This window comes from Chromatiales bacterium (genome assembly GCA_014323925.1).
Taxonomy (GTDB): domain Bacteria; phylum Pseudomonadota; class Gammaproteobacteria; order Poriferisulfidales; family Oxydemutatoraceae; genus SP5GCR1.
Window position 1 is genome coordinate 66,233 of record JACONC010000001.1, and the last position, 22,648, is coordinate 88,880.

The window sequence follows — 22,648 nt, forward strand, 5'->3', positions numbered from 1 at the left end:
ATCGTGATCTTGCAATGCAACACTAATAATCTCAAAGGCATATTGGATTTTAACCATAGTCTAAAGCGCCTGAATACCTGGCGGGTGGGTGGTGCTGCCGAGTGTTTTTTCAAAGCCGATGATATTGATGCTTTGACTTATTTCCTAGAATATTGCGCTGCTGATTATCCTATATTCTATTTGGGTTTGGGTAGCAATGTATTGGTTAGGGACGGCGGTATTAAAGGCATTGTAATCAGTCTTGGTTCTGGATTCAATTGGATAGAGCAGCATACCGAAAAGACTACTTGTGCTGGTGCCGGTGTCAGTTGTGCGCAACTGGCGCGCTTTTATGTTAACTATGGGTTGTCAGGATTGGAATTTATGGCCGGTATTCCTGGTACCCTGGGAGGCGCACTGAGTATGAATGCTGGTGCTTTCGGTAGTGAGATTTGGCAATATGTAGTTGCGATAGAGACGATTGATAGACGAGGAGAGAGACGAAGATGGCTGCGGGATGAATTAGATGTAGGCTATAGGTTTGCAGATATACCTCAGGATGAATGTATTATTTCCGCTGAGTTTAAGCGCCCGGCTATAAGCGAGAACAAAGCTAAATTGCGAGAACAGCTTAAAAAATACTTAGCTATGCGTAATCAAACTCAGCCGATTAATATGCCGAATTGTGGTTCAGTGTTTAAGAATCTACAAGGCAGTTCGGCCGGACAGCTTATCGACGAATGTGGGTTGAAGTCGTATCGTATAGGCGATGCGATGATTTCGGACAAACACGCTAATTTTATAATCAATAGAGGCCGTGCCACAGCTGACGATATAGAAAAATTAATAACGCATATTCAATCGGTTGTAATGGAGCGTAGTGGTGTGTATCTACAGCCGGAGGTTGTAATCGTCGGAGAGCGTGATGACTGAGTTTGGTAAAGTCGGGGTATTGATGGGTGGTTGGTCATCTGAGAGAGCTATTTCTTTAAAGAGCGGTGCTGCAGTGCTTGAGGCATTAGAAGAATCGGCAGTCGATGCGGTTGCCTATGATTTGCAGCCAGCTACCGTAGCTTCTCTGGTTACCGCTTCTCTTGATTGCGCTTTTATCGTAATGCATGGACGAGGTGGAGAGGATGGTACTTTACAAGGTATGTTGGAAATACTTGGAGTGCCGTATACCGGCAGCGGCGTGCTTGCCTCAGCATTGTCTATGAACAAGGTAATTAGCAAGCAAATCTGGTTGAACCAAGGATTACCGACACCACCTTTTGTGATTGTCGATCAACGATCGGATATCGCAGATCTGAGCGCCCAAGTCGGGTTACCTTTTGCACTTAAACCTATCAGTGAAGGTTCTAGTATCGGGGTGTATAAGGTAGAAAGCGAGGGCGACTTTGCGGATGCGAAATCCACTACTATGCAAGTTTCCGAAGCAATATTCGCCGAGGCCTGGATAGCGGGAGATGAATATGCAGTGACTTTATTGGAAGATAGAATTCTACCGCCTATACGCCTGCAACCATCGCGTACATTCTACGACTACACTGCAAAATACGAAGATAGCGGCACGCGTTATCATTGTCCGTGCGGGTTGCCGCCGCAGGCACTTGAAAAATTAGAGGACTTGTGTATGCGAGCATGCCAAGCCTTAGGTATTAAAGGGTGGGGACGGGTTGATGTAATACGCGATCACGAGGGGCAGTTTTGGCTACTTGAAGTCAACACTGTGCCAGGACTCACTAGGCGTAGTTTGGTACCAATGTCGGCTAAAGCGGTAGGCCTCGATTTCAGGAGTTTGATACTTAAAATACTGGCAACGGCGAGAGGTACTTTGCGGTGAACTATTCAATGCCCTATAAACAGTATCGCACGCATAAATTCTTAAGCCACCAGTTGATGAATTATATGCCACCTGCTTTGTTATTTTGTTTTATTATCACTATCTTAGTAGCCGCTGAGTATCTACATATAGACTGGAACCGACTGTTATTTAATCAGGTAAACCAAATACTCATAGAAGGCGAATACAAAAATATTGATGGATTTGAAATAAAGCAATTGTTATTGCCCCTCAGAGGTAGCACTATTAATAAATCGAAGATGGATACCATCGCCAAGCAATTGGAAGAATTACCGTGGGTTAAGAATGCTTTAATCAAGTACAACTGGTTGGATAACACTCTTGTTGTGATCTTGCAGCAGCGCACCGCAGTTGCTTATTGGAGAGGACAAGCTCTGCTTGATGCCGATGCTGAGGTGTTTGTATCAAACTTAGTAGATAACGAAGATATGCCCATACTGGATGCTGATGTCGGTCGTGAAAAGCATATGCTTGATTTTTATAGACAGTTGAGCGAATGGCTGAGTCCGGTCGGTTTCCAAGTCATACATGTGCACGAAGATGCGACCCGCTCTTATACCGTGCAGTTGGCTGATGCTCCGCGTTTGATTTTAGGCAGACACCTAGTTGAACAGCGTATTAAAAGATTTATCGACGCGTATAGAGCTGGTTTTGTTGACTATATAGATCGCGTTGCCTGTATAGATTTGAGGTATCTAGATGGCTTTGCGGTGCGTTGGAAAAAGGATGGAGCGGTGCAGTCGTGTTAGTTGCACTGGACATAGGCACAAATAAAATTGTCACACTGGTCGCAGATGTTCAACAGGACGGTGAACTTAACATTCTCGCATCTGCGATTAATGTATCTAAAGGTATGAGAAGAGGTATCGTGATAGATATGGAGGAAATGGTCTCTGCAATACGTAAATCAGTGGAAGAAGCAGAGATAATGCTAGACGGTAAGATAGACTCAGTCTATGTGGGTATTTCCGGCAACCATGTTGAAGGGGTGTTGAGCGACGCCGTTGCATCTATACACGACGGCGAAGTTTCCGACTTTGATATGAGCAATGCGGTTGAAACCGCCAAAACAATTCAGATACCTGATAATCAAGAGATACTGCATGCTTTCCCTCGTGAATTTAAAGTAGACAGTGAGTCGAATATCAGAAATCCTGAAGGGATGGCCGGGCGACGCTTAGAAGCGACAGTTTATATGATAACTGGTGGTAAATATCAAATCCGCAATATCAGAAATTGTGTTGAAAGATGTGGACTGAGAATAGACGATATAGTGTTGGAACCCATTGCTTCTGGGATGGCGGTGTTGACCGTCGATGAGCGTGAGCTGGGTGTTTGTATGATAGATATAGGTGGCGGTACTACTGATATTGCCATTTATACGAAGGGAGGAATTATAAATACTGGGATTATCCCAGTCGCCGGTGACCATGTAAGCAACGATATTGCCAAAGTTTTGCGCACGCCTCCGAACTACGCTGAGGAACTCAAACTAAAATACGGATGTACTAAACGCTGCGTTAAAAATAGCAATGAGACAGTAGAAGTGCACGCGTTATCTGACGATTGTCCGACAATGAATCGTAAACGGCAGAATTTAGCAGAAGTGATAGAAGCTCGATATGCCGAGATCTTTAAATTAGCATTAGAACATATACAGAAGAATTTTGAAAAAGATGTGATAGCCGGCATCGTATTGACTGGAGGGGGAGCTAAGTTAGAGGGTGTTTGCGATTTAGCTGAGGAGATTTTTAATATGCCGGTGCGTGTGGGAGTTCCGCAGCAACCTAAAAGTGCCCAAAGCTATTTGTCCGATCCGATTTATGCGACTGGTTTCGGCTTATTACTCTATGCCAGGGATTTTACTACGCCGGTGGAGAACAACAAGTCGGCACTTGAGCGTCTTAAAACCTTTTACTTACAAACTAAACGATTTTTTCAAATTCAATTTTAATCCAATTCACTGATAGGAGGTATATACAATGATTGAATTAGCAGAGGATAAAAAGCCCAGAGGTGCCGTCATCAAAGTAATCGGCGTGGGTGGGTGCGGTTGCAATACTGTCAACTATATGATGTCCAAGAGGCTCGAAGATGTTGATTTTATTTGTGCCAATACTGATGTACAAGCTCTATCCGGTAGTACAGCGCAAAATATACAGCTGGGTGCAGACCTGACTAAAGGGTTGGGTGCCGGTGGCAGTCCGCAAGTAGGTAACGATGCAGCAAAGGAAAACGCCGATCAAATACGTCAGGTCGTCGAAGGTTGTGATATGTTATTTATTACTGCCGGTATGGGTGGCGGCACTGGTAGCGGTGCTTCGCCGGTGATTGCCGAGATAGCTAAAGAGCACGGTGTTTTAACTGTTGCAGTTGTCATAAAACCTTTTGAATACGAGAAGGGTAAACGCATGGAAATTGCCGAACACAGTGTTGCCGAGCTGAGCAAGCACGTTGATTCATTGATAGTCATATCAAACGAAAAGTTGTGCTCAGTAGTCGGAGTTGATACTGAGCTGGAAGCTACGATGGAGAAAGCGCACGATGTGCTATACAGTGCAGTGCAAGGCGTCGCTGAATTGATTACTCGCAAGGGATTAATCAATCTAGACTTTGCCGATATCAAGACAGTGATGTCTGCTTCGGGTAGAGCGATGATTAGTTCGGGTTCTGCGGAAGGTGATGATCGGGCAAGCGAGGCAATTGACAATGCCATTCAAAATCCATTACTCGAGGATATGGATTTGAGAGATGTGCGTGGGCTACTCGTCAATATAAGCAGTGCTAATATCACTGTAAAAGAAATCAAAGAGATAGGAGATAGAATAGGAGATATAGTTGCAGACGACGCTGATTTTAAGATGGGAGTTGTAGCCGATGAAGATATGGGTGGTGCGATACGTGTTACAGTGGTCGCAACCGGCATCAATACCGAATCCGACCCTCAGACTGAAGTTGAATCCGCAACCGTTGCTACGGAGGTGCAACCCGAATCGGTAACTTTGACAGCGATAAAAGGTGGTAATGAGTCATCTTCTTCGGCGGATGCCGAAAAAGGTGGCAATGAGTCATCTTCTTCGGTGGATGCCGAGGTAGCTTTCCCCAAACAGCAAGATAAAGATGAGCAGTACAATAAGTTGCTTGACATACCGGCATTCTTACGCAATCAGGTAGATTAGCGCGTTGAATTCTTAAATTAAACCACGAGAGGATGATTATGTTTAACTCAAAATTAGTCAATGCTTTTGCATTGCTGTCGTTAGCTGTGCTGCTGGGTGCTTGTGTGGGTACTACGGAAGTAGATTTTGAACCCGTAGAACCCGTAGCGACCGAAGTTGTAATTGCCGAACCCGCTGAGGAAGAGGTGGTCGTGACTGAGCCGCCCCCGCCGCCTCCGGAAATTAAGGCCTATCAAACGGATATCGTCGCTACCGCCGAACAATTGTATGGCACTGATCCCGGCCATTCTATGAATATTGCATATCAACAGGCTGTTGCCCTCGACCCGACGCTTGGTTATACGGTAATCTATTTTGATTTTAATAGATCGCAGATCAAAGAGGATGCTCGTGATCTATTGTCCCGTCATGCTAGCTTTATGCAAGAGAATCCTACGGTGAGATTGCGTATCGAAGGACACGCAGACCAACGCGGCACCAGCGGCTATAATTTAGCTTTGGGAGAGTCCCGTGCGAACGCAGTGCGTACTTTATTGGTAGCTTATGGGATAGATAGCTCACGCATTTCTATAGTCAGCTATGGTGAAGAGCAACCGGCGGATGACGGCATCACTGAGGAAGCATTTAAGCTCAATCGGCGCGCCGAACTGATTTACCCGTAGCGGTAATGCTTTGTACAGAAGCTATCTATACTATGCTAGTGCTGATTCTCTAAAAAACTGAGGAACTTAGTTCTTCTAGCGAGCGTAGTATATTCGGGTCATCGCTCAGTGCAAGACTGATGCAGTGTTGCACCGCTGCAGGAGCTGCAATGCCAGCGGCGATTAGTTTGGCGGTATGTACCAACAAGCGAGTACTAGCTCCTTCGTCTAAGCCGTTGTCCTTTAAGTTGCGTGTCATATTGGCGAAACGTACTAAATTTTCTGCGGCTTTGCTATCTATGCTAGTTTCTTTGCATAAAATCTCCTGTTCTATTTCGGCTTTGGGGTAATTAAATTCTATTGCCACAAAACGCTGTCGCGTACTTTGTTTGAGGTTTTTCAGCACGCTTTGGTAGCCGGGATTGTAGGAGACTGTCATACAGAAATTTTCATCGGCGTTAATTAATTCACCGCGTTTTTCTATCGCCAGCAGACGCCGATCGTCGCACAAAGGATGAATAACGACAGTAGTGTCCTTGCGTGCTTCAACGATTTCATCCAAATAGCATATACAGCCGTAGCGCACTGCACGGGTTAAAGGACCGTCTATCCAAGCCGTCTCATTGTCTTTTAGTAAATAGCGTCCGACTAAATCCGATGTGCTTAAATCGTCGTGGCACGAGACGGTAATCAGTGGTTTTTTTAGCCGCCACGCCATATATTCTATGAAGCGCGTTTTTCCGCAACCAGTGGGACCTTTGAGTAGAATAGGTAATTTATTTTCAAAAGCTTTGGTATAGACTTCTATTTCATCGCCAGTACCTAGATATAGTGGCTCTTTATTAATTAAGTATTCTTGTACTTCCATCTTTAGATGTGGTCAAATTTTTCTAGTCTTTTATCAATCAAAGTTTTTTTCATTTTCACATAGTTCGGCAAGCCGTTTTCGTAAGGAGGATAGTCTTCGCCTTCGATTAAAGGGCGTATATAGTTCTTGCAGGCTGCTGAGATACCATAGCCACTCTGGTCGATATATTCTTTAGGTAAAGTGTTCTCTTGATTGGCAACATCCTCAAGCTTGGCAGTGCCGACTTTCCATGAATAGGGTTCATCGGACAACCGAACTATGGTTGTCATCACTGCATTATATCCGTCTAAAGCAAGTTCGAGTGCTTTTTTTCCTAACGCATACGCGTGTTCTACATCGGTTTTTGAGGCAATATGTCGCGCTGAGCGTTGCAGATAGTCTGCGACTGCCCAATGATATTTATAACCTAGTTTATCTTTGATTATGCTCGCAATGAGAGGGGCGACACCGCCCAGTTGTGCGTGTCCGAAAGCGTCGTGCGCACCGCTCTCAGAAAGGAAGCGCCCGTCCTGATCTCTCAATCCTTCTGATGCAACGATTACGCAATAGCCTTGTTTATGCACTTGCTCTTTGACTTTGGCTAACACTTTCGCCTCGTCCCATGGCACCTCAGGGAATAAAATCAGGTGCGGTGCATCCTCTTTAGATTGGGCAGCCATTCCTGCAGCTGCAGCAATCCAACCGCTGTGCCTGCCCATGACTTCGAGTACGAAAATTTTAGTCGATGTCAAGCACATTGCTGCGACATCCAGTGCTGCTTCACGAGTGGATATGGCTATATATTTTGCAACGCTACCGTATCCTGGACAACAATCGCTCAGCGGCAGATCGTTGTCTATGGTTTTAGGTATACCAATGCAGTTTAGAGGATAACCGAAGGTGGCACTGAGTTGAGCAATTTTGAGTGTGGTATCTTGCGAGTCACCGCCGCCGTTGTAGAAGAAGCATTGGATGTTGTGTGCTTTGAATACCTCTATCAACCTTTGGTATTGAGCTCTGTTCTCATCTATACCTTTGAGTTTATAGCGGCAAGTGCCAAAAGCGCTGGCTGGTGTGTGGCCTAAGGCAGCGATATTCTCTGCACTTTCGCTGCCAGTATCTATGAGTTCTTCGTTGAGTACGCCGAGAATGCCGTTGTGTGCAGCATATATCTTATGTATTCTTTCGGGGTGTTTGCGAGCTGTTTCTATTAAACCACATGCGGTTGTATTAATAACGGCAGTGGGTCCGCCAGACTGCGCATAGAGGATATTCGCTTTATTCATAGTGCTTATTTATAATATACTATTTTCTTCACTACCCAAGTTGTTATGAGAGTTATTATATTAGGTGCACCAGGTGCCGGCAAAGGCACGCAAGCACGGTTTATATGTGAGCATTATAGAGTACCACAGATATCTACTGGCGATATGTTGCGCGAAGCGGTGGCTAAGCGCAGTGCAGCAGGTCTACAAGCCAAGTCTTATATGGCGGCAGGTGAGTTAGTTGCCGACAGTCTGATTATCGATTTAGTCAAAGAGCGTATTGCAGACCCTGACTGCAAAGCAGGATTTTTGTTTGATGGTTTCCCGCGCACGCTAGCCCAAGCGCGGGCATTAGATACACAAAAAATAGCGATAGACTATGTGATTGAGCTGTTGGTGCCTGACCAAGTGATCGTTGAACGCATTGAAGGCCGGCGCATACACGCAGCATCTGGACGCACCTATCATATAAAATATCATCCACCTAAGCTAGCGGATAAAGACGATGTGACCGGCGAGCCACTGATACAACGCAAAGATGATAAGCCTGAGGTTGTAATTCAACGTTTGCAAAATTATCATAAGCAAACCATACCGATGATTGATTATTATCGTCGTTGCGCAGCCTCAGGTAATTTGGTATACGACACCGTAGACGGAACATTGGATATCGTTAAAGTGCAGGAAAATATTATGCAAATATTGGATTTATGAAGACTCGCGTTATGGTTTGAGATTTACTTGGATTAGATGCCCTATAAGATTCGATTAAAAAACATAAGTAAACAGTTTGTCGTAGAACACGGTGAGACGATATTGGAAGCTGCGCTTAAAGCCGGCTTGAATGTTGCTTACGGATGCAATAACGGCAATTGCGGGTTGTGTGCGGCGCGCTTGCTCAACGGTAAAGTCAGTAAAATCAAGAGCTCAGATTATGCATTTAGCACCAGTCTAAAGGTACAGCATTATTTTTTGATGTGCGCTAACACACCGGCGAGTGATATAGATATTACTGCCGAAGTTGCCGACAGTAGTACGCAGATACCGGTGCAGTATTTTCGCGCTAAGTTGTCTAAGGTGGAGAGGATAGCTGAACGACTGGCGGTGGTACGCATGCGGGTTGCGCGCAGCCATCGTCTTAGGTTTATGGCTGGTCAATCAGTTTTCTTAAAACATAGCGATTATGGCAATCACCGCTTAGCCATTGCAAGTTGTCCTTGCGATGCAGGCGAGCTTGAATTTCATATAAAATGCGACGACAACCAAGCGCCGCGTAGTTTTTGTGAGCAATATCGCATCGGTGAATGGTTTGATGTCGAGGGTCCTTATGACAGCTTCACTTTTAGTGAAGATTTAGCAAGAACAGCAGTGTTAATAGCGTGCGACACTGGTTTTGCTGCGTGCAAAAGTCTGATCGAGCATATCGTTGCTCAAGATAGCGAAGTGCCGGTGCATTTGTATAGAACGAACTTACGGTTGCCTATTTATATGGAGAATCTATGCTTTGCTTGGCGCGACGCATTGGATCAATTTAGTTATTCAACCTTAGCACCAGCGACCAACCCTCAATCCGCAGTGGCGAATTGGAGTCTACAGATTGCCGATGATTACCCTGAGCTGAGAAAGGTCGATTTCTATTTGTGTTTGCCGCATAAGATGTTATTGCTTATGAAACCTGCTTTGATTGAACGCGGTGCTTTGCCGCAACACATTTTTTCAACTGCTGTGGGCGAGACGGATGACACATAAAGAGCGTATTTTCATTGCGTTGCGCCCTGATGCGCATAGCTGTAAGCAGTTGATTAAAGTACAAAAACAAACACCTGTTAGTGGTCGGATGGTACCACCAGAGAGTTTACACTTAACCCTGACTTTTCTAGGCGATTGCGATGTTGTGCGCAAACAATGTGTGTTGGATAAAATCGCTGATATTAAAGTCGCTGCGTTTGATCTGCAGTTAGACGAATTCGGTTATTTTGAACGGTATCGTATTTTCTATATCACATCAAAGATCGTACCGGTGGAATTGCTATCTTTGCATAAACAGCTGAACCGATTGTTATCGCCATGTCGCTTTAAGGCATCTCGCTCATTTAAGCCCCATGTTAGCTTGTTCAGAGGTGTCCGCTCGCCGCCTTTTTGCAGACCCTTGGATAGCGTAGTGCAATGGCAAGTGCGCTCAGTGTGTGTTGAACGCTCTGAGTTAAGCAACAGCGGTGCACACTACACGACATTGAAAGAACAGCCGCTTTAGTTGTTACTGAGTATGTTATTCGACGAGCAACCTATAATGATTTTTAACAATATCCGATGTGCATAGATAACAAATTTCCGTCACCCCCGATCGCTGATTGCAGCCCTAGTGAAATTAGATTGCACGGCGATGTTAGGGTAGACGACTATGCCTGGCTGCGTAGCAAGCACTGGCAGGAATTGCTAAAGGATACAACCCTGCTTGAACCTGAGATCCGTCATCATCTGGACGAAGAGAATGCTTATACTGAGACAGTGATGGCGGATAGCGAGCATGTGCAGCATTCGCTCTACGAAGAGTTGGTGAGCCGTCTAAAAGCAGACGATCAATCAGTGCCAGATAAAGATGGTGATTACGAATACTATCACAGTTATAGCGAAGGTAAACAACACCCTATCTATAGTCGCCGTTTAATTGCCGAGCAAACTGAGGAAGTACTTTTAGATGTCAATCGCGATGCCGAAGGGAAGGATTATTTTCTGGTCGTCGGATTTAGCCATAGTCCGGATCATCGTTATGTTGCATATTGTGTCGATGATAACGGCTCTGAGTATTACACTTTATACCTGCGAGACACACACAGCGATGCACCAGCGCAGCCTTTGTTTGAGGGTCTACAAGGCGATTTGGCATGGTCTACCGACAGCCGTCATTTGTTTTATACCCGACTGAACGAATCCCATCGCCCGGATTCGGTGTGTTGCTATTGCATAGACGACCCGACTGATAAAATCACACTGGTCTATAAAGAGCAGGATCCTGGGTTTTTCGTTGAATTGAGACAAACGCACTCGCGACGATTTATCGTACTGCATAGTCACGACCATGCTACTTCGGAAGATAGGTTAATTCCTGCTGATGTTCCTTATGAGATACCTAAGATAGTGCGAGCGCGCGAGTTGAATGTTGAATATAGGACTGAGGAATGTCGTAATAAGCTGATTATCTATAACAACAGTGCTGGTGCCGAAAATTTCAAGCTGTCGGTTGCTGAGATAGACCAACCGGCGATCTGGTATGACATCTATGTTCCTGGACTAGGCGTGCTGTTAGAAAATTTTTTGGTATTCAACGATTATTTAGTGTGCTTAGAGCGCAAAGATGCATTAACCCGTATTGCACTGATGTCCAACACAATTATTGTTCGCGGTACGGTTGCCGAGCCACACTACATAGATTTTGATGAACCATGCTACGAAGCCGCTTTAATGCATACCTTTGAATACAACAGTAGCATACTTCGCTTTGGATACAGCTCACTTAAAACACCACGCCGAGTTTACGATTACGATATGCATAGTCATCGTCGCACTTTGCGCAAAGAGGAGCAAATTCCGTGTGGCTACGATGCTGATTTATACAATACCCAGCGGCTCTGGGCACACACCGCCGATGGCACTGATATTCCGATTAGTTTATTGCATCTTAAAAGCACTCCGCTAGACGGCACTGCGCCTTTATTGCTCTATGCTTACGGTGCATACGGGTTTGCTGTTCCAGCGACTTTTTCTTCACATCGTTTGTCTCTGGTTAACAGAGGATTTATTTATGCAATTGCTCATGTGCGAGGCGGTATAGAGAAAGGTTTTGCCTGGTACAGAAATGCGAAATTCAGCGACAAGAAAAATACTTTTGAAGATTTCATTTCGTGTGCCGAATATTTGATAACGAATAAAATCAGCTATCACGGTGGCATTGCCATACAAGGCGGATCAGCCGGTGGTATGACTATCGGTTATGCGGTGAACACGGCAGCTGACCTGTTCAAAGCAGCGATTGCCGATGTGCCTTTCGTAGATGTACTGAACACCATGTGCGATGCAAGTTTGCCGCTAACTCCGCCGGAGTGGCAGGAATGGGGTAATCCACTAGACGACTGCGCGCTCTATCACTATATGAAATCGTATTCACCCTATGAGCAAGTCGCTGCGCAGCGTTACCCGCATATGCTGGTCACTGCCGGTTTGACTGACCCGCGAGTGAGTTATTGGGAGCCCGCCAAATGGGTAGCAAAACTGCGTGCCCACAAAACCGATAACAACTATTTGTTGTTGAAAGTCGCTATGGATAAGGGGCACAGTGGTGCTGCCGGCCGCTTTGACGCATTGAAAGAAATTGCCTTCAAATACGCGTTCTTGCTAAAAGTTTTCGGTATACCCTTAAAATAGTAGGTATTAGCTGACACTCATAAAAAAGTATTACAAAATGATACAGGATAGATTGCGACACGACGGTCAGATAAAAAGTCAATATCGTTGTCTATTGAAGCCACAACATTCAAAGCAGGATAGAATATGCGAGTCTAGCAAATAAAGATGTCGTGCTGGTATAATAGCCTTTAGAATATATGACAAACTTTATACTAGAATAATCCAACTTAGAAATATTATGTCAACCGAAAATATTCTGGTAGGCATCGTGATGGGCAGCCGTAGTGATTGGCCAGTGATGCGTTGTGCTGCCGAGATATTGGAGCATTTTAATGTCAGCTTTGAGAAAAAGGTGGTGTCGGCACACCGCACCCCTGAGTTGATGTATCAATATGCCCAAGGTGCCGCAGGACGAGGCTTGCAGTGTATTATCGCTGGTGCTGGCGGTGCTGCCCATTTGCCGGGCATGATTGCGGCGTTGACGGTGTTGCCGGTATTGGGTGTGCCTATACCTTCAACACACCTCCACGGACAAGACTCTCTACTATCTATTGTGCAAATGCCTAAAGGTGTGCCAGTTGCAACCTTTGCTATTGGTGAAGCAGGGGCAGCCAACGCCGCGTTGTTTGCTTGTCGGATGTTGGCGAGACATTCGCAGTCGCTACAAGAAGCATTAAAAGAATACACTCAGACATTACAACAAACAGTGCACGATAGTACACTAGAATCCTAAGCTGGCAATGAAAAGTTTAGCGCCTGGTGCAACACTTGGAGTATTAGGCGGTGGGCAATTGGGTTTGATGTTTGTAGCTAGCGCGCAAGCGATGGGTTATCGCACTGTGGTATGGGATCCATCAATGGACAGCCCGGCTGGATGTGCTGCCGATCTGCATATCAGACAGATGTTCTCGGACCAAGCAGCGGCGGTGCAGTTTGCCAGCGAATGTGATGCCGTCACTCTAGAGTTTGAGAATGTCCCAGTGCAGCTTGTTGAATATTTAGAATATGAGGGTGTGCCGGTAGCGCCTTCCGCTCGAGCATTGTGCGTTGCGCAAGATCGTATCACTGAGAAGACTTTCATACGAGATATCGGCGTTCATACGACACCTTTTTATCCGATACGCCAAGTTGCCGATATAGACGATGCCTTTGAGCATCTATCACCGCCGCTGATATTGAAAACCGCACAGCTCGGTTACGACGGCAAAGGGCAGTATATCGTTGACACTGCAGAGCAAGCTATCTCGTTATTCAACGGGATAGGGAAAGTACCGTGCATCGTTGAGAGTCGTTTGCAGCTAAGCAGGGAAATTTCGGTTATATTGGCGCGTTCACAGCAAAGCGAATGTCATTTTTTCCCAGTTACCGAAAATATGCATCGCAACGGCATATTACATTTATCCAAAGTGCCGGCAAGTGTAGATGAATCTATACGCATGCAGGTATGTGAAAGTGCTCGGCGTATTGCTGATGCCCTTGCATATCATGGTGTATTAGCAGTCGAGTTTTTTATTGCTAAAGATGAAATCACTGGCAACGGCGAGATGTTACTCGTCAATGAAATTGCACCCCGACCGCATAACAGTGGGCATTACACCATAGATGCGTGTTCCAGTTCTCAGTTCGACCAACAAGTGCGGATGATGTGTGGTTTACCAGCATTGGAGACGCAATTACTGCGTCCTGCGGTGATGGTTAATTTACTCGGTGATTTATGGGAGGTAGATGAGCCAAACTGGGAAATCTTGCGTGAAAACCCACTGATTGAATTGCATCTCTATGGAAAGAACCAGGCGCGACCAGGTAGAAAAATGGGGCACTTCTGTTTGTTGGGTGAGAACTTGAATGCTGATATGGAAGCGTTGCAAGCACGCGCTGAACGCTATCACCAGCTATTATTAGCCGACGCATAATTATGATAAAAAACCGCGCATTTCGTATTCATAAAGAACCGTTTCGCGCCGGCTTTGAGACCGTGCAGTTAGGTGACCCTGAGGCAGGTAATGTTCTGGTTAAGATTTATTACTCAGGGGTAAATTATAAGGATGCCTTGGCTGGCACTGGCACTGCACCTATCATCAGAAGAGATGTGTTGACTGGTGGTATTGATTTGGCTGGCGTAGTTGAGCGTAGCACGGTTGCGTGGCTTAAAGAGGGCGATGCGGTGCTAGCTACTGGTAGCGGTTTAGGGGAAATATACGATGGTGGTTATGCATCTTATGCGATTGTTCCAGCCAACATACTTATTCCGCTACCGTCGCAGTTGGACCTGCGCAGTGCGATGATTATAGGCACCGCCGGTTTCACCGCAGCATTGTGTTTGGAACGCATGCTACAAAATGATCAGTCGCCTGAGTTGGGGGAGGTGGTAGTGACTGGGGCGAGTGGAGGTGTTGGCAGTTTCGCCGTACATTTTCTCAAAAAATTAGGTTTTGCAACCGTTGCTGCAACACATAAGAAGCAAGCGAGCGATTACTTGAAGTCTCTGGGAGCGGATAGGGTGATAGATGCGATTGAACCGCAATCCGGTGCGTTGGCTAAAGCGGTTTGGGGTGGTGCAATAGATAACTTAGGCGGTGATACGCTTGCGACTTTGTTAAAAACTACGCATAATGGCGGCAATGTAGTGAGCGTGGGTTTGGCACAATCATCGGCACTGAACACTAGCGTGATGCCGTTGATCATTCGTGGTCTGAGTCTGCTGGGTGTGACTTCAGCCAATTGCCCAATGCGAGTGAAGCAAAAGATTTGGCAAAGTCTGGGTGACAAATACCTACCGACTTCGACCAATGCGATGCTCTGCGAAGAGGCAAGTTTGGAAGATTTACCAACGTGTTTTGAGCGACTGTTAAGCAGGCAAGTGCAGGGTCGTATATTGATAGATTGCCGTAGCTAGGAGCGGCTTCATAGTCGCTAGGGATTTACGGTGTTTTTCATGATGAGATCGGCAACCCTTTGCCACTATTTAATATGTCGTCAGGATCCATGACTTTGGTTAACTGATGCATGAGTTCTATTGCATAAGGGTCTAGTTCTTTTTTGATTAGTTCGCGTTTGCTCAAGCCTATACCGTGTTCGCCGGACAAGCTACCGTTGAGCTTGAGTGTTAGTTCGAATAGTTCAGTCAGTGCTTGTTGAGCATTTTGCTCTTGTTCGGGTTGATAGAGGATGTTGACATGTAAATTGCCGTTGCCGACATGTCCGAAGTTAACGATGCTAACATTGTTTTTTTGACTAATATCGTCCAGTCCTCGCACCAGCTCTGGTAATTCCGATATAGGGACAACTATGTCTTCGTTAATTTTACACGGTTTATAGTTTCTTAATACCGGTGATAGTTGTTTTCTTGCTGCCCACAGTGCTTCGCTTTGCTGGTCATTATCGGCGTGCCATATCTTGTATAACCCTTCGGCTATCGCTACTTGATGTATTGCATCTATAGCATGACTTACCGCGGCTTTGCTACCGTCCGCTTCAACGATTAGAATCGCTTGCACATCGTTGCCAATTTCAAGGTTGGTGTGGGTTTTTAATAGTTGCAAGCACTTGTCGTCGAGTAATTCTAGTGCGCTGGGTGTTTCGTATAGTTCCATAATACGGCACACTGCTTGCAGAGCAGCTTCTACCGACCGATAATCCAAACGCAAGCAAGATTTACTTGGTGGCAGTTTGCTGAGCTTTAGGACAGCTTCGGTGATAATGGCAAGTGTCCCTTCGGAGCCGATGAGTAATCGGGTCAAGTCAAGTCCGACGACACTTTTGCTGGTGATAGCACCGCTACAAAGAGTATTGCCAGCGCCGGTGACCGCTTTGATCTTTAATGTATTCTCGCGGGTTGTGCCATATTTTACTGCCCTCGGACCGGCTGCATTACAAGCCAAGTTTCCACCCAGAGTACAAAAATCGGCACTGCCTGGGTCTGGTGGCCAGAATAATTGTTCGATTGCACAATAATCTTGTATTGCTCGGTTGCTAACACCGGTCTGCGCGTGCAAAGTGCGATTGACGGTGTCTATTTTTAGAATTCTATTCATGTGCTCCATGCAGACCACTACACCGCCGTGGATCGGTAGTGCTGCGCCTGTTGTGTTCGTACCACGCCCGCGTGGTGTAATCGGCAGGTGGTATGTTCTGCATAACTGGACGATTTTGACGACCTCATCGTGGGTTTGAGGCAATACTACTGCTGCTGGCTGAGCATATTGTTTACTATTGTCGCATCCGTAAGGTAGACAGTCGGCGGCTTCATAAAGTACTTGCCCAGGGTGCGGGCAGATCACTCGTAGTTGCGAGATACAGCGATTATCTAGCGCAGTGATTTGATTGGTTTGGGTTCGTTCTTCCATAGCTTTTGAAGTATAACGGTTGCTGTTATCTTTTGCACGAAACTTCTAGGGGCTATCAAATGCTCCGACCAGCCATTGTGGCTTTGCTTTTCCTTGGATTGCGACGATATCAAAGCGACACGGACCGCTCCACGGATGAGTTTGTAAATACTTTTCCGCAGTATTTGCGATGCGCGTTTGTTTTTGATAATCAACACTCTCTATAGCAGTGCCGTAATTATCGTGTTTGCGGTGGCGCACTTCTACGAACACGAGTGTGTCTTTATCTTGCATAACAAGGTCGATTTCACCGTATGTGGATGCATAATTACGGCTAAGCAGTTTGAGTCCGCGTTGCTTTAGGTACTTGAGTGCGAGTTCTTCAAAATGCCGTCCGCTGTTAGAACTACGTTTATTATTCTTGAACCAGTTCAACAGGCTTACCTTTGTTGAATTTTGCCCAGTCTAGACGTCTATGTAAGCGACGGTTTTCATCTACTGACAGGTAGCCGGTCGCACCTTTTAGTTCGGTATTGCTAATCGCGATTCGTCGGATCGTATTAATCAATCGATAAGCATCTTTGCCCAGCGCGTATAGACGAGGAAATTCTTTGATGTTCTTGCTATTTGGATAACGCACCTGATCGATGATAAAAGGAATATCGTTATAGACTAAGCCGTCGAGTTCACGCAGTAATTTCTCTTGTCCGGGTTCGTAAGCATGCGATGATGCATAAACCGGAAGTTCGTCGGCGTAATAAAACTTCATCAGAGGATAAATGAGCGTCGCATTTTGGTAGTTGGCAAATAGCACCGCAGCGTGAATATCATCGCGGATACGCGGCTTAAATTCGAGTTTTTTTCCTACTACTCGCTCAATCTCGGCGTGTCGTTGTATGCTACGCTCCAGATGAAATAGCGATTGCACACTGGAGGCGTAATCGTCGAATTCGGTATCGTAATAATAAACTTCCTTTATGGTGCCGCGCAGTTGGTAGTAAGTTTCAGAAAATCCCTGTACCATACGCCCGCCCCACTCATTGTCAGGTGCCATAATGACGACCGAGTTGTATTCTTTATCGAGTAGCTTTTCGGCGATTTGTTCGGCTTCGTCTTCCGGGTAAAGACCGAATTGAAAAATATCACCTTGTATAGTTTTGGTTGCATCGGTTGCATAGTTGAGCGTAATAATAGGGGTAGTCAACGGGCTATAATTGAGTAATTCATCTACCTTATTTTTAAGTAGCGGACCAACCACCATATCGACACCCTTCTGAGTTGCTTGTTGGTAAAGCTCGACGATACCTAGGTTTTGGTTGGAGTCATACAGATTGATTTCCATTTTCTTCAGTGATAGGGTCGGCGATGTGTTTTGCGACTCCTCCTGCGCAGCGAAAAAGCCTTCTTTGATAATTCTGCCGATATTTGCGTATTCACCAGTGAGCGGTAAGATTAGGGCAATTTTTTCGGGATTAAAATCAAAGTATGCCCATCGCCCAAGCAGTTCTTCATATGCGTAATCGGGCACTTCTAAAAAGTCATACTTGTCAATCCAGTTTTGATAATCTTGCTCAAGTTGAGTGGTATCTATCTGCACAGGTGTAGCTATCTGTGCTAACTCTAACCACGCTCTAAGTTCACGGCTACCGGTTCCATCGGCTAGTCGTTGGCGAGCGTTAAAGGGGTCTATAGCAATTACAGCTTGCCAGATTTTATCGGTATTCTTGGCGTATTCATCTTCGTTGAGAAATTCTTTAATTGCGATGCGCGTAGTTAAGCTCTCTATATATCTTTGTGTATCCTTCAAGCCATCGGCGCGTAACATCAATGCTTCTTTTTTGAGCGCATCGTCACCTTCGTTTATCAATGTTTCAGGCAATAGGGCAAGAATTTTCTCAGGTTGCTTAATTTGTTTATAAAAAACTGCCGATAAGATTCTTTTGTCGAGTACAGCTGCCGGTTCCAGTGCTTGTTCGTCTATAGTGATGAGTTGTTTATGAGCGTTTAATAAGTACTGACCTTTGATGAGCATGCGAGCACTTTCTATTTGCATTATTTCTTTTTGCGGTGACGGTATGCTTGCGGCAGAACTCCATAGCACTTCTGAGGCTTGTAAATAAAGTGCTTGCTCGGCTAGGTTATTCGCTCGCATATACGCATAGTTTAACTTGATCTCGTCGAGAGGATTTAGACCGTGTAGCTGCATACCGGCGCAACCACTGAGTAAAAAGACTATTAGAATAATGATGGCGTGTTTTTCATATCGCATCCTTGTATACCTAGAAAATAAAGGGTTTATTTCTTTTAATTCCTGCTATTCTACTATATATGAAAGCTGTAGATAGCGAAGGTGTATTGTATATAGTTGCAACGCCTATAGGTAATTTGGCCGATTTTAGTCATCGAGCGGTTGAAGTTTTACGCAAAGTAGATTGTATATTGTGCGAGGATACCCGCACTAGTTCGGTATTATTGAAGCATTATAGACTCACTACACCTAAGACGAGTTTGCATGCGCATAACGAAGCGAAGCGATGCACGCCGCTGATTGAAAAATTAAAGCAAGGGCAACGGTTTGCATTGATAAGCGATGCCGGCACCCCGTTGCTGAGTGATGCCGGACGTTTGCTCGTAACCGCTTGCCATAACGAGAGAATTACGGTGGTACCTATTCCAGGTGCTAATGCAGTTGCCACGGCATTATCGGCTGCTGGGTTTGACGGTAGCCGTTTTGTTTTTGAAGGTTTTCTGCCAGCCACTCGTGTTGCACGCATCAAACGACTGCAATATTTAAAGAGGGATAAGCGAACGCTGGTTTTTTTTGAAGCACCGCATCGAATTACTGCTACAATTACTGATATGATCGAAATATTTGGACAACAGCGCACCACTTGCTTGGCTAAAGAACTTACTAAAATTCACGAGCGCATGGTTCGCGGTAATCTGCTCGATATTCAGGCTTGGCTACTCGCCTCAGCAAAGCACACCAAGGGAGAGTTTGTTATACTAATCGGAGATTGCGATGCAATCGCAACCGATGAAGTGACGATAAACACCGACGATTTAGTGCAATTGTTATCTGAGTATCTATCACCTAGCAAGGCAGCGGCGGTTATCGCGAAATTGAGCGGTATGCCACGTAAGTATTTTTATCGTACTAAATCTCACAACCGCAACAGTTCGGAGACACAAGATGCTAAACATAATGACAAAATATTATAGTTTCAAGTTTTTTAGTAATACTCAACGACCGCTCTACGGGCCTTTATTTTTGATACTATTTTTAATGCATTTACAAGTTTTTGCCGAGCAATCACAGCCGCATCCGATTATTGATAAGCAAATGCCGGGCTATAGTAGATCTGAACAACTATCTGAGATGCCGCTCAAGCAGTTACTTGGACTGAGAGACGAATATACTGCGAAAATCGAAGATTTGAATGACATCGTTGTAGAAACGCATAAGGATGATCAGTATCTGATGGATAAGCTCATCGCTTATGATCGCGAACGGCTACGTATCATAGAAATTATTCCGATTTTGATTGAGGATTACAGCATCAAGCCGCCTTTTAGTGAATCGTTGCTTCGTTATGCGCAGACTTTTGAAAAATTAGACAGTAAATACCAAGGGCAACTTAAAACACTGGACGACTATAGATCCTACGATTTTCGTGCCGGTATGGCGTATTTATCTATGATGGCATCCATGCAAGAGCAAACCGACTTGTACGAGCATTTGCACGCCGATATGGAAGACGAGCAGACTACTATAGGAGCGTATGTGAAGCGACTTAACCTTGCTTATGCCGAAGTCGAAAAAGCTAGCGAAGATATCGGAGAGTTGAACACCATACGCCACCTCGAGAAGGAACTTGAACGCATCGAGCAAGAGTTAAAAAGTCGTCGCTGATTTATTTCAAAAGCGCAGTTGCCCGCTGATAGATCTGCTCAGCATCCAAGACCAGTTCGTTGTGTTCAAACAACGCAGCGATGCAAGCCCGTTGTAATTTAAGTTTTAATGCGCCGACCGCAAGCCCACCAAATACCGCGTGGCGGTTGTGATATCGGACATTAAGGTCGGTCATTTGTATGCCTTCTATGCCTAACGGCGGCTGTGTATTGACATCCACCAGAGCTTCTAAAGTGCGATGATTATTCCATTGTTCACCATTGAGTAACTGCACACCAGTTTTACCTGCACAAAATACGATTTGCGCGTCATCAAGGGCGGCGTCGATACTTTCAGAGTCACTACATTCGTAAGGCTGTAGTTCAACATGGTATTCCTTCTCCGCCAGTGCACAGGCTTGTTCGGCGCGCACTCGTTTGCGTGAGGTTAAGCGTACCTGTTTAGCGCCGGCTTGAGCAAGCAAGATGGCGGCGCGTTGTCCTACCGGACCAGTTCCGGCAAGTACTGTTGCGGTCTTACCCGATAGCGTATGGTGAGCGGTTAGCAGTGCGATACCAGCTGCAGCCGTTGTGTTGCAACCGCAGCTATCAAGCATGATAGAGACGCGAAATCCGCTGAAGAATTGTGCTTGTATGGCTTGTTTCAGAGCCTCGCCGGCGTCCAAGTCGTGTCCGCCGATCATTATTGCAGTGTTGCGCTTATGCTTAGGGGGACGCGTGTAGATAGCACCTTCGACTATAGAAGCACAGTTGTTGACATTGATATCGGCATAAGAAATCACATTATCAACACCAGCATCGTAGGCAACTATCGCATCAAAAGCACTAGCCACCTTGTCAGTATCTAAATAAATTAGTATTTTTTTCATATCGGAAATGCCAAAGTGCCTATTTTAGACGATAACCGATATAAATAAAATTATCTTAGTCGATTATGCCAATTCAAGTAGTCTTGCTTAGCACGACAACCTGATGAATAAAAAAGCATTCGTTATTAAAAAGTTTTACTATAAAATGTTTTATCAAAATCTTGCGTTAGCCGTCAAGAATATTAAATCGTCAAGACGACTCTCTGCCTTATCTTAGCGTTTGTTTTTATGAATAACCATGTTCCTATTTATGTAATTAGCTTAAGCCGTACGCCTGAGCGTCGGCTTTATATCAAAAGACAACTCGATGCTCTTGGATTGCAATATCACTTTGCCTGCGTAGACGAGATTGACAGATACCAGTTAGAGTCTAGGGCATATCGTTCCCAGATCGCCGAGTCATTAGAAATTGATGAGGCATTACTGGAGAACAAATATGCCTTGATGGGTTCTGCGACCGGAGAACATAAGGGACAATTAGCCATTGTGCTAAGTCATCTGAAAATTTACAACTTGATGCTAAAGAAGGGTTATTCCGAAATATGTATATTAGAAGATGATGCTAATTTATTGCCGACTTTTCCTGAAGTATTAAAAGTGGCTCCCAAACTATCGTGGGATATACTACAGCTGGCTCAACAGCCGGTTTCCAACGAAGTTGGTCTGATACTAAAATTATCTACTTACAGACCAGGACGACACTTTCGTCCGCATACTAAGAAGGCGATGCTTTCATCGCTCATAAAGTGTTGGCTTAGGAATCATGGGGATGTAGATAAACAAGCTGTGATGCTATACGGGTTTGACAATCGGTTATATTCACAACAATCAAAATATATATTAAAAATAATAAAAGAGTTTCGCTCTAAATATAGAAAGCAAGTAGCACTGGCTATTCTCCGCTATATTATTGATTTCGCGACGATGAATCCCAAGCGACGGGGTCTGGTTGATACGCTCGATTATCATGAGTATCATCATCTGTGGCTTCATACTGTTATGCAACTGGGTGTGCCGTGCAAGAAAGATCGATTAGAATCTATAACGAACGATCATTGTATGATAGAACCACTCAATACCCCTCTCTCGGCTATGGCTTATATGGTGAGACCATCGGCAGTAGCTAAACTGAAGCAAAAACTTTTCACTTCTGCAACTTTGGCGATAGACGAAGCTCCCTGGCCGTTGTATCAAGAAGGACAAGCAAAACTGCGCGTGATTAGCCCGCCGTGTGTAACTGCGACACACAACTATCTTAAGTATTCGCTTACAGTTTTTGGTACCTGAGATAATTAACTTCCGCATAACATTCTATTATTCTGTTCAGCCTGTATAATAAGCGCATTTTAGTGTGTGGGGGTGA

22 protein-coding genes are annotated in these 22,648 nt (G+C 45.1%); 16 read left to right on the plus strand and 6 right to left on the minus strand.

The window, feature by feature from the left end:
* The first annotated feature begins 9 nt into the window (after nt 1-9).
* Genes murB through pal form a run of 6 tightly spaced genes read left to right on the plus strand, consistent with a single transcriptional unit; the run spans nt 10 to nt 5,684 of the window.
* Nucleotides 10-912 (plus strand): UDP-N-acetylmuramate dehydrogenase, encoded by a 903-nt coding sequence (murB, locus tag GDA45_00320; protein ID MBC6413370.1) that lies wholly within the window; start codon nt 10-12, stop codon nt 910-912.
* Nucleotides 905-1,822 (plus strand): D-alanine--D-alanine ligase, encoded by a 918-nt coding sequence (locus GDA45_00325; GenBank protein ID MBC6413371.1) that lies wholly within the window; start codon nt 905-907, stop codon nt 1,820-1,822. Before murB ends, GDA45_00325 begins: the two co-directional genes overlap by 8 nt.
* Entirely contained in the window at nt 1,819-2,592 is a 774-nt protein-coding gene (locus tag GDA45_00330) for an FtsQ-type POTRA domain-containing protein (GenBank protein MBC6413372.1), read from the plus strand. The genes GDA45_00325 and GDA45_00330 overlap by 4 nt, the downstream gene beginning before the upstream one ends.
* Nucleotides 2,559-3,797, plus strand: coding sequence for a cell division protein FtsA (gene ftsA, locus GDA45_00335; GenBank protein MBC6413373.1), 1,239 nt, complete (start codon nt 2,559-2,561; stop codon nt 3,795-3,797). The genes GDA45_00330 and ftsA overlap by 34 nt, the downstream gene beginning before the upstream one ends.
* Before the next feature lie 28 nt (nt 3,798-3,825).
* Nucleotides 3,826-5,022: a cell division protein FtsZ gene (ftsZ, locus tag GDA45_00340; GenBank protein MBC6413374.1), complete on the plus strand. Its 1,197-nt coding sequence runs from the start codon at nt 3,826-3,828 to the stop codon at nt 5,020-5,022.
* Nucleotides 5,023-5,060: 38 nt separating this feature from the next.
* Nucleotides 5,061-5,684: a peptidoglycan-associated lipoprotein Pal gene (gene pal / locus GDA45_00345; protein ID MBC6413375.1), complete on the plus strand. Its 624-nt coding sequence runs from the start codon at nt 5,061-5,063 to the stop codon at nt 5,682-5,684.
* A gap of 49 nt (nt 5,685-5,733) precedes the next feature.
* Here the strand turns inward: pal and GDA45_00350 are convergent, their stop codons facing one another.
* Nucleotides 5,734-6,531, minus strand: a complete 798-nt coding sequence (locus GDA45_00350; protein MBC6413376.1) for a CbbQ/NirQ/NorQ/GpvN family protein — start codon at nt 6,529-6,531, stop codon at nt 5,734-5,736.
* A 2-nt stretch (nt 6,532-6,533) separates the two neighbouring features.
* The gene (locus GDA45_00355) at nt 6,534-7,796 is read right to left on the minus strand and encodes a 6-phosphofructokinase (protein ID MBC6413377.1); all 1,263 of its coding nucleotides are present in this window, start codon (nt 7,794-7,796) and stop codon (nt 6,534-6,536) included.
* Between the two features lie 45 nt (nt 7,797-7,841).
* Here GDA45_00355 and adk point away from each other — a divergent pair, with 45 nt between their 5' ends.
* From adk to GDA45_00390, 7 genes are all read left to right on the plus strand, one after another.
* The gene (gene adk, locus GDA45_00360; GenBank protein MBC6413378.1) at nt 7,842-8,489 is read left to right on the plus strand and encodes an adenylate kinase; all 648 of its coding nucleotides are present in this window, start codon (nt 7,842-7,844) and stop codon (nt 8,487-8,489) included.
* A 36-nt stretch (nt 8,490-8,525) separates the two neighbouring features.
* Nucleotides 8,526-9,524, plus strand: coding sequence for a 2Fe-2S iron-sulfur cluster binding domain-containing protein (locus GDA45_00365; GenBank protein MBC6413379.1), 999 nt, complete (start codon nt 8,526-8,528; stop codon nt 9,522-9,524).
* Nucleotides 9,514-10,029, plus strand: coding sequence for an RNA 2',3'-cyclic phosphodiesterase (gene thpR / locus GDA45_00370; GenBank protein ID MBC6413380.1), 516 nt, complete (start codon nt 9,514-9,516; stop codon nt 10,027-10,029). The genes GDA45_00365 and thpR overlap by 11 nt, the downstream gene beginning before the upstream one ends.
* Before the next feature lie 56 nt (nt 10,030-10,085).
* On the plus strand, nt 10,086-12,197 hold the full coding sequence (locus GDA45_00375) for a S9 family peptidase (protein ID MBC6413381.1): 2,112 nt from the start codon (nt 10,086-10,088) through the stop codon (nt 12,195-12,197).
* Nucleotides 12,198-12,417: 220 nt separating this feature from the next.
* Nucleotides 12,418-12,912: a 5-(carboxyamino)imidazole ribonucleotide mutase gene (purE, locus tag GDA45_00380; protein ID MBC6413382.1), complete on the plus strand. Its 495-nt coding sequence runs from the start codon at nt 12,418-12,420 to the stop codon at nt 12,910-12,912.
* Between the two features lie 7 nt (nt 12,913-12,919).
* Nucleotides 12,920-14,092 (plus strand): 5-(carboxyamino)imidazole ribonucleotide synthase, encoded by a 1,173-nt coding sequence (locus tag GDA45_00385; GenBank protein ID MBC6413383.1) that lies wholly within the window; start codon nt 12,920-12,922, stop codon nt 14,090-14,092.
* A gap of 2 nt (nt 14,093-14,094) precedes the next feature.
* Nucleotides 14,095-15,075: a YhdH/YhfP family quinone oxidoreductase gene (locus GDA45_00390; protein ID MBC6413384.1), complete on the plus strand. Its 981-nt coding sequence runs from the start codon at nt 14,095-14,097 to the stop codon at nt 15,073-15,075.
* 37 nt (nt 15,076-15,112) lie between these two features.
* On the opposite strand, the gene GDA45_00395 is transcribed toward GDA45_00390, so the two are convergent.
* Genes GDA45_00395 through GDA45_00405 form a run of 3 tightly spaced genes read right to left on the minus strand, consistent with a single transcriptional unit; the run spans nt 15,113 to nt 18,773 of the window.
* Nucleotides 15,113-16,525, minus strand: coding sequence for an FAD-binding protein (locus GDA45_00395; protein MBC6413385.1), 1,413 nt, complete (start codon nt 16,523-16,525; stop codon nt 15,113-15,115).
* Nucleotides 16,526-16,570: 45 nt separating this feature from the next.
* Complete coding sequence (locus GDA45_00400; GenBank protein ID MBC6413386.1) at nt 16,571-16,939, minus strand: YraN family protein; 369 nt, start codon at nt 16,937-16,939, stop codon at nt 16,571-16,573.
* The gene (locus tag GDA45_00405) at nt 16,920-18,773 is read right to left on the minus strand and encodes a penicillin-binding protein activator (protein MBC6413387.1); all 1,854 of its coding nucleotides are present in this window, start codon (nt 18,771-18,773) and stop codon (nt 16,920-16,922) included. Before GDA45_00405 ends, GDA45_00400 begins: the two co-directional genes overlap by 20 nt.
* 59 nt (nt 18,774-18,832) lie before the next feature.
* Between GDA45_00405 and rsmI the strand changes: the two genes are divergently transcribed.
* Nucleotides 18,833-19,726 carry a 16S rRNA (cytidine(1402)-2'-O)-methyltransferase gene (gene rsmI, locus GDA45_00410; GenBank protein MBC6413388.1) on the plus strand — a complete coding sequence of 298 codons (894 nt, stop codon included), beginning with the start codon at nt 18,833-18,835 and terminating at the stop codon, nt 19,724-19,726.
* On the plus strand, nt 19,710-20,417 hold the full coding sequence (locus tag GDA45_00415) for a hypothetical protein (GenBank protein ID MBC6413389.1): 708 nt from the start codon (nt 19,710-19,712) through the stop codon (nt 20,415-20,417). Before rsmI ends, GDA45_00415 begins: the two co-directional genes overlap by 17 nt.
* Nucleotide 20,418: 1 nt before the next feature.
* Here the strand turns inward: GDA45_00415 and GDA45_00420 are convergent, their stop codons facing one another.
* Nucleotides 20,419-21,285 (minus strand): methylenetetrahydrofolate dehydrogenase, encoded by an 867-nt coding sequence (locus GDA45_00420; GenBank protein ID MBC6413390.1) that lies wholly within the window; start codon nt 21,283-21,285, stop codon nt 20,419-20,421.
* A gap of 228 nt (nt 21,286-21,513) precedes the next feature.
* Between GDA45_00420 and GDA45_00425 the strand changes: the two genes are divergently transcribed.
* Nucleotides 21,514-22,572, plus strand: coding sequence for a glycosyltransferase family 25 protein (locus GDA45_00425; protein ID MBC6413391.1), 1,059 nt, complete (start codon nt 21,514-21,516; stop codon nt 22,570-22,572).
* Nucleotides 22,573-22,648 lie beyond the last annotated feature (76 nt).

Excerpts from the sequence above, each read along its gene's own strand:
- GDA45_00325 (MBC6413371.1), top strand. The coding sequence starts at position 905 with ATGACTGAGTTTGGTAAAGTCGGGGTATTGATGGGTGGTTGGTCATCT.
- ftsZ (MBC6413374.1), top strand. The coding sequence starts at position 3,826 with ATGATTGAATTAGCAGAGGATAAAAAGCCCAGAGGTGCCGTCATCAAA.
- pal (MBC6413375.1), top strand. The coding sequence starts at position 5,061 with ATGTTTAACTCAAAATTAGTCAATGCTTTTGCATTGCTGTCGTTAGCT.
- GDA45_00350 (MBC6413376.1), bottom strand. The coding sequence starts at position 6,531 with ATGGAAGTACAAGAATACTTAATTAATAAAGAGCCACTATATCTAGGT.
- GDA45_00355 (MBC6413377.1), bottom strand. The coding sequence starts at position 7,796 with ATGAATAAAGCGAATATCCTCTATGCGCAGTCTGGCGGACCCACTGCC.
- adk (MBC6413378.1), top strand. The coding sequence starts at position 7,842 with ATGAGAGTTATTATATTAGGTGCACCAGGTGCCGGCAAAGGCACGCAA.
- GDA45_00365 (MBC6413379.1), top strand. The coding sequence starts at position 8,526 with ATGCCCTATAAGATTCGATTAAAAAACATAAGTAAACAGTTTGTCGTA.
- thpR (MBC6413380.1), top strand. The coding sequence starts at position 9,514 with ATGACACATAAAGAGCGTATTTTCATTGCGTTGCGCCCTGATGCGCAT.
- GDA45_00375 (MBC6413381.1), top strand. The coding sequence starts at position 10,086 with ATGTGCATAGATAACAAATTTCCGTCACCCCCGATCGCTGATTGCAGC.
- purE (MBC6413382.1), top strand. The coding sequence starts at position 12,418 with ATGTCAACCGAAAATATTCTGGTAGGCATCGTGATGGGCAGCCGTAGT.
- GDA45_00385 (MBC6413383.1), top strand. The coding sequence starts at position 12,920 with ATGAAAAGTTTAGCGCCTGGTGCAACACTTGGAGTATTAGGCGGTGGG.
- GDA45_00390 (MBC6413384.1), top strand. The coding sequence starts at position 14,095 with ATGATAAAAAACCGCGCATTTCGTATTCATAAAGAACCGTTTCGCGCC.
- GDA45_00395 (MBC6413385.1), bottom strand. The coding sequence starts at position 16,525 with ATGGAAGAACGAACCCAAACCAATCAAATCACTGCGCTAGATAATCGC.
- GDA45_00405 (MBC6413387.1), bottom strand. The coding sequence starts at position 18,773 with ATGCGATATGAAAAACACGCCATCATTATTCTAATAGTCTTTTTACTC.
- rsmI (MBC6413388.1), top strand. The coding sequence starts at position 18,833 with ATGAAAGCTGTAGATAGCGAAGGTGTATTGTATATAGTTGCAACGCCT.
- GDA45_00415 (MBC6413389.1), top strand. The coding sequence starts at position 19,710 with ATGACAAAATATTATAGTTTCAAGTTTTTTAGTAATACTCAACGACCG.
- GDA45_00420 (MBC6413390.1), bottom strand. The coding sequence starts at position 21,285 with ATGAAAAAAATACTAATTTATTTAGATACTGACAAGGTGGCTAGTGCT.
- GDA45_00425 (MBC6413391.1), top strand. The coding sequence starts at position 21,514 with ATGAATAACCATGTTCCTATTTATGTAATTAGCTTAAGCCGTACGCCT.